5 protein-coding genes are annotated in these 6,010 nt (G+C 70.1%); 3 read left to right on the top strand and 2 right to left on the bottom strand.

Annotated elements, in window-relative coordinates; genetic code table 11:
- Positions 1-284: 284 nt before the first annotated feature.
- From ACZ4SF_RS37915 to ACZ4SF_RS37905, 3 genes are all read left to right on the top strand, one after another.
- Positions 285-1,265, top strand: a complete 981-nt coding sequence (locus ACZ4SF_RS37915; protein WP_468393589.1) for an ATP-binding cassette domain-containing protein — start codon at positions 285-287, stop codon at positions 1,263-1,265.
- Positions 1,265-2,056 (top strand): ABC transporter permease, encoded by a 792-nt coding sequence (locus tag ACZ4SF_RS37910; RefSeq protein ID WP_468393587.1) that lies wholly within the window; start codon positions 1,265-1,267, stop codon positions 2,054-2,056. Before ACZ4SF_RS37915 ends, ACZ4SF_RS37910 begins: the two co-directional genes overlap by 1 nt.
- Before the next feature lie 445 nt (positions 2,057-2,501).
- Positions 2,502-3,026: a GtrA domain-containing protein gene (locus ACZ4SF_RS37905; protein ID WP_468393591.1), complete on the top strand. Its 525-nt coding sequence runs from the start codon at positions 2,502-2,504 to the stop codon at positions 3,024-3,026.
- A 101-nt stretch (positions 3,027-3,127) separates the two neighbouring features.
- Here the strand turns inward: ACZ4SF_RS37905 and ACZ4SF_RS37900 are convergent, their stop codons facing one another.
- Positions 3,128-3,889, bottom strand: a complete 762-nt coding sequence (locus ACZ4SF_RS37900; protein WP_468393584.1) for a thioesterase II family protein — start codon at positions 3,887-3,889, stop codon at positions 3,128-3,130.
- A 561-nt stretch (positions 3,890-4,450) separates the two neighbouring features.
- Positions 4,451-5,683: a serine hydrolase domain-containing protein gene (locus ACZ4SF_RS37895; protein WP_468393581.1), complete on the bottom strand. Its 1,233-nt coding sequence runs from the start codon at positions 5,681-5,683 to the stop codon at positions 4,451-4,453.
- Positions 5,684-6,010 lie beyond the last annotated feature (327 nt).

The raw sequence follows: 6,010 nt of genomic DNA, 5'->3' as shown, positions 1-6,010 counted from the left end.
GACGCCCTGAAGCAGCTCGAAGAGGTCGCCGTCGACGACCCCGACGCCGTGGTGAAGGTGTTCTGCGAGTGACACCGCCACGGCGCCGGACGCCCTCCCGGGCTATGGGGCCGGGCTGCCATCCGGCCGGCCGGTGGTGGAGGACACCGCCTGGATCCGCGCCCGCACCCGGCACGGCGACATCGACACCGCGCCGGGCCTGACCCCCGAAGAGCCGTCCTCAACTCCATCACCCCCCAACACTTCAGTCTTCGAAACGGGAGGGCCCCATGCCTTCATCTGTCATGCCCACATCCAAGCAGGGTGACGGTCACCCGTCGCCGGCCGCTCTCTCCGCCACCGGCCTGCGCAAGTCGTACGGCGACAAGACCGTCCTCGACGGCATCGATCTGCACATCCCGGCCGGGTCCGTGTTCGCGCTGCTCGGTCCGAACGGCGCCGGCAAGACCACCGCCGTGAAGATCCTCTCCACCCTGATCACCGCCGACGGCGGCCAGGCCCAGGTCGCGGGCCACGACCTCGCCGCCGACCCGCAGGCCGTGCGCGCCGCGATCGGTGTCACCGGGCAGTTCTCCGCCGTCGACGGGCTGATCACCGGCGAGGAGAACATGCTCCTCATGGCGGACCTGCACCACCTGTCCAAGGAGGAGGGACGCCGGGTCACCGCGGACCTGCTGGAGCGCTTCGACCTGGTCGAGGCCGCGAAGAAGCCCGCCTCCACCTACTCCGGCGGCATGAAGCGCCGCCTGGACATCGCCATGACCCTGGTCGGCAACCCGCGGATCATCTTCCTGGACGAGCCGACCACCGGCCTCGACCCCCGCTCCCGCCACAACATGTGGCAGATCATCCGCACGCTGGTCTCCGACGGCGTCACCGTCTTCCTCACCACCCAGTACCTGGAAGAGGCCGACGAACTCGCCGACCGCATCGCCGTGCTCAACAACGGCAAGATCGCCGCCGAAGGCACCGCGGAGGAGCTGAAGCGGATCGTCCCCGGAGGCCACGTCCGGCTCCGCTTCACCGACCCGGCCGCGTACCAGTCGGCCGCCTCCGCGCTGCGTGACGTGACCCGGGACGACGAGGCGCTGGCGCTGCAGATCCCCAGCGACGGAAGCCAGCGCGAGCTGCGCTCCGTCCTCGACTGGCTGGACACGGCCGGCGTCGAGGCAGACGAACTGACCGTGCACACCCCCGACCTCGACGACGTCTTCTTCGCCCTCACCAGCCCCAACGTCCCCACCCCGCTCAAGGAGAACGTCTGATGAGCTCCCTCTCCCTCGCCGTCCGCGACACGAGCACGATGCTGCGCCGCAATCTGCTGCACGCGCGGCGCTACCCGTCCGGAACCTTGAACCTGCTGCTCGCGCCGATCATGCTGCTGCTGCTCTTCGTCTACATCTTCGGCGACGTGATGAGCGCGGGCATCGGCGGCGGCGGCGCCGACCGCTCCGAGTACATCGCCTACATCGTCCCGGGCATCCTGCTGATGACCATCGGCAGCACCGTCATCGGGGCCGCGGTCTACATCTCCATGGACATGAGCGAGGGCCTCATCGCCCGCTTCCGCACAATGGCGATCCACCGCGCCTCCATGATCATCGGACACGTCGTCGGCAGCGTGCTGCAGTGCATCGCAAGCGTGGTCCTCGTCGGTGCCGTCGCCGTGGCCATCGGCTTCCGCTCCAAGGACGCCACGGCCCTGGAGTGGCTGGCGGCGTTCGGGCTCCTCGTACTGTTCGCCCTGGCGTTCACCTGGATCGCGGTCGGCATCGGTATGGCCAGCCCCAACGCCGAGGCGGCCGCCAACAGTGCACAGCCGCTGATCCTCCTGCCGCTCATCTCGAGCGCCTTCATCCCGGCCGACACGATGCCGGGCTGGTTCCAGCCGATCGCCGAGTACCAGCCGTTCACCCCGGCCATCGAGACCCTGCGTGGCCTGCTGCTCGGCACCGAGATCGGCAACAACGGGTGGATCGCGATTGCCTGGTGCGTCGCCCTGACCGTACTCGGCTACCGCTGGTCGACGGCGCAGTTCAACCGCGACCCGAAATGACGGCGCGGGCTGCCTCCCGCAGCCCGTCCCACTCCAGGGCGGCATACTCCGACACAGCATCGGCGTACGCCGCCCTGTCGTTGTCCTCGGCCTGCGAGGCCGGGCTGCGGCCGTCGTCGCCTGGAGCTGCGTCAGCAAGCCGAGCCGTTCGGCCGGCGCGAGCAACTGCACTGCGCAAGGGACTGTCGCCGGCAAGGCCCGCCACGGCGAGCCCGTGCAAGGCGGTGCCGGAAGCCGCGAGCGGGCGAGGCCCCTCGCGCTCGTTCACACGCCCGCCAGGAGCTGGGCGAGCCGGCTCGAAGCCCTCCACACCGCCGACTGCCGCAAGGTTTTCCAGCAACAGACCAGCACCCGGATCACGGCGCGGCGTCATCTACGGCACACTGCCCGGCTTCGCAGGCTGGGGGCGCGTGTGCCCGGAGTGAGCGATCAAGGGGATCGGATGATGGAGACGGCACACAGCCGGCAGCAGGCGGCATCGGGCGCCTTCCTCGCCTTCGCGCGGTTCGTGTTCTGCGGTGGCGGGGTGGGGCTCGCCTCCAGCTTCGCCGTGTCGGCGCTCGCTTCCTGGATTCCCTGGGCCCTGGCCAATGCCCTGATCACCGTGGCCTCCACGCTCCTGGCCACCGAGCTGCACGCCCGCTTCACCTTCGGCGCGGGCGGACGCGCGACCTGGCGCCAGCATGTGCAGTCGGCCGGGTCCGCGACCGCCGCCTACGCGGTGACCTGTGTGGCGATGGTCGTCCTGCAACTGCTGGTGGTGGCGCCCGGTGCGCTGCTCCAACAGCTCGTCTACCTGTCCGCCTCCGCACTCACCGGCATCGGACGGTTCGCGGTGCTGCGCCTCGTCGTCTTCGCACGCAGCCGCTCGCATACCGAGGCCACCGTCCGCACCACCGGTGCCGTGGCCGCGACCATGACCCACGCCGCAGCCCCGGCCGGCCCCGGCGCGCTCTGCCACGCCGCCTGACCGTTCGGCCCGGGCATGGCTGAACGACCAAACCCCGGCTGACGGCCGGTCAGGAGGCAGGCTTCAGGAGCACGGTCAGAAAGCAGGCTCGGGAAGCCCGGTCAGGCAGCGGCGGTGTCGGTGAGCAGCCCCTCGGTGACGGCCGCGGCGACCTGGCCGACGTGGTCGACGAGGTAGAAGTGACCGCCGGGAAAGACGTTGAGAGCGAAGTCGTCGCTGGTGTGCTCCCGCCATGTCCGAGCCGCCTCGACCGTCACCATCGGGTCGCGGTCCCCGACCAGGGCGGTGATCGGAGCGGCGAGCGGCTCTCCACCGTCCCAGCGGTACGTGGCAAGAGCCTGGTAGTCGGCTCGCAGCGCCGGCAGAACCATCTCCAGAAGCTCAGGGTCGTCGAGCATGGCCTGATCGGTGCCGCCCAGCTTGCTCACCTCGGCCAGCAGATCGGCGTCGTCGTAGAGGTCGTGGCGGATACCCGTCCGGGGGCCCGGCGCGCCCCGGCCGGAGAGGAACAGCCGCTGAGGGCCGGGCAGTTCACCCCGAGCGAGCCGCCGGGCCGTCTCGAACGCGACGAGCGCGCCCATGCTGTGTCCGAACAGGGCGTACGGCCGTCCGGAGTCCGCGGCCAGTGCGTGGGCCAGCTCCTCGGCCACTGCCTCGACCAGCGGGGCCAGTGCCGTGAACGGCGCCTCGCCGTACCGGTCCTGACGCCCCGGGTACTGCACGCACACCACATCGAAGTCTGCGGGCAGCGCACGCGCCAGGGGCATGTATGCCGTCGCGGAGCCCCCCGCGTGCGGGAAGCACACCAGCCGCGGCCCGTCCCCCGTGGCCGTGGTGAAGCGTCGGAACCACGTGCTGTTCACTGTCGATCTGTCCCTTCCTCTGTGCCGGCCGACCGGTCTTCGATCGCAGTCGGACCGGTCAATCACTCGGTTCTGCCCGGCCGGTCGAGCGCCCCGAACTGCTCGGCGCCGCACGAACCCGCTCGGACCCCCAGGCCCCCGGACAGGACCTGCTTCGACAACGACGGCCGGGTGTACGGCAATGGGGCCGCGCCTCTTTCGTGGAGCGGCGGCACTGGGCCGCAACCGGCCGACCTCCCGGCATGCGTCCGCGTCGAGGCCGAAGGTCCTCAAGCGAGGCCTGCCGATGCCGATCACACCGGCCGAACCGGCAGCGGGCAGGGAAAGGCCCGCCGGTGCCCCTCGGGGGATGTGGGGCACCGGCGGGCGGTTGGGTGGCCCGCCAGGGTTCGTGGCCCTGCGCATCGGAGCTCACGGCCCGAGCATCCTGCTTCACCCTCGACGGGTGCTCGCAGGACGATGGAGCCGCGCAGCCGGCGGGGTCTCGCTGGCGGGCGGGGGGGGAGAGGCCGGATCGGGGTTGAGGCCTCCTGGCAGACCGGCCTCGACCAGGTAGGTGGGTCAGCCGTCGACTGCCTGGTAGAGGGTGGTCCAGAAGTCGTGGATGGCCCGCGCGGAATCAGGAGTGGACATCCCGGTCTGGGTGAGCAGGATGCCGACGATCTGGTTGTCCGGGTCGGCGTACGTCGAGGTGCCGGCTCCGCCGTCCCAGCCGAACTGGCCGACGGGCGCGAAGTCACCACGGTAGGTGCGCACCGCCATCCCGAAACCCCAGCCCCCGTGCTGTCCCTGACCGTGTGACAGATGGACGACGTTGCGGGCCCAGGCTTCTCGGGCGGCCAGCTGCTCGGGCGTGAGACGGTTGGTGGTCATCAGCTCGACGGAGGGCCGGGACAGGACCCGTTGGGTACCGTGCATCCCGTGGTTGAGCAGCATCCGGAAGTAGGCGTGATAGTCGTCGGCGGTTGAGTCGAGTCCGCCGCCGCCTGACTGGAACGCCGGAGGCCGGCTGTGGTGTCCCCCGTGGACCTCGTCCGCCACCATGAACTCTCCGGTCTGTGGGCCGGGGGCGTACAGGGGAGGCAGCCGGTCGATCTTGTCGGCGGGCACATGGAATCCGGTGTCCTTCATGCCTAAGGGATCGAAGATGCGTTCGCGCAGGAACGTCTCGAACGACTTGCCGGTGACCCTGGCGACGAGCACGCCGAGCACGTCGTCGCCGACGTTGTACAGCCACCGCTCTCCGGGCTGGTACATCAGCGGGAGTGTGCCCAGGCGGCGCATCCACTCGTCCGGCTCCGGTTCAGGCAACAACCATTCCTGACCGTAAACCCCCTGCTGGAAGAAGGCGCGCATCATCGGAGCGCCCATCGCCGTCGTGTCCAGACCGAGCCCGCAGGTGGAGGTGAGCAGGTCCCGGACAGTGATCGGACGCCGCGCCGGCACCGTGTCCTCCAGCGGGCCGTCGGCCCGCCGGAGGACACGCCGGTCGGCGAGTTCGGGCAGCCACCGGTCTACCGAGTCGTCCAGCCGCAGCCGGCACTCGTCCAGCAGGACCATGGCGGCTGCCACCGCGACCGGCTTGGTCGTGGAGGCCATCCGGAAGATGGTGTCCCGGCGCATCGGCAAGCCACCGTCATGGCGCATCGTCCCGATCGCTTCGACGTGTGTCTCCTCGCCCCGGCTGACCAGGGCGACGAGCCCGGGAATCTTTCCGGACTCGACTTGCCGTGCCAGCACCCCTCGCAGCCTGCGCAGCCCTGCTTCGGAGAAGCCGCTATTGCCTTTTCCCATCGTGAATCTCCTTGCGCACAGTGTGCGATCTTGCGAGACCCGTCACGGTGTGGCGCTCATGGGCTTTGCATGGCCGCGCCCGGCGTGGCCCGATTCGCAGCCCTGAGGGCCAATCGCTGAACCGTTCATGGCATCCGCCATCGCCGACCGCTCTGATGCCGGCTGTCGCCGTCTTGACGCCGCGGCTGGCAGGCGGCGAGAGGTAACCGGCCCGGGCATGGCCCGCGTGACCACGCAGGGCAGGCAGTCGATGAGAGCGGTGCTCGACTCCCCGGACACGATGTGCTGTGCCCGTGTCAGACCGTCTTGTCGTCTTCTCCGGTCTCT

It is taken from the genome of Streptomyces sp. NPDC027663, assembly GCF_055566415.1.
Note: the sequence above shows the minus strand (reverse complement) of the source record. Positions and strands in the feature narration are given on the sequence as shown.

What these genes read in the sequence shown, in the direction of transcription:
- ACZ4SF_RS37915 (WP_468393589.1), top strand. Translation starts at nt 285, where the DNA reads ATGCCCACATCCAAGCAGGGTGACGGTCACCCGTCGCCGGCCGCTCTC.
- ACZ4SF_RS37910 (WP_468393587.1), top strand. Translation starts at nt 1,265, where the DNA reads ATGAGCTCCCTCTCCCTCGCCGTCCGCGACACGAGCACGATGCTGCGC.
- ACZ4SF_RS37905 (WP_468393591.1), top strand. Translation starts at nt 2,502, where the DNA reads ATGGAGACGGCACACAGCCGGCAGCAGGCGGCATCGGGCGCCTTCCTC.
- ACZ4SF_RS37895 (WP_468393581.1), bottom strand. Translation starts at nt 5,683, where the DNA reads ATGGGAAAAGGCAATAGCGGCTTCTCCGAAGCAGGGCTGCGCAGGCTG.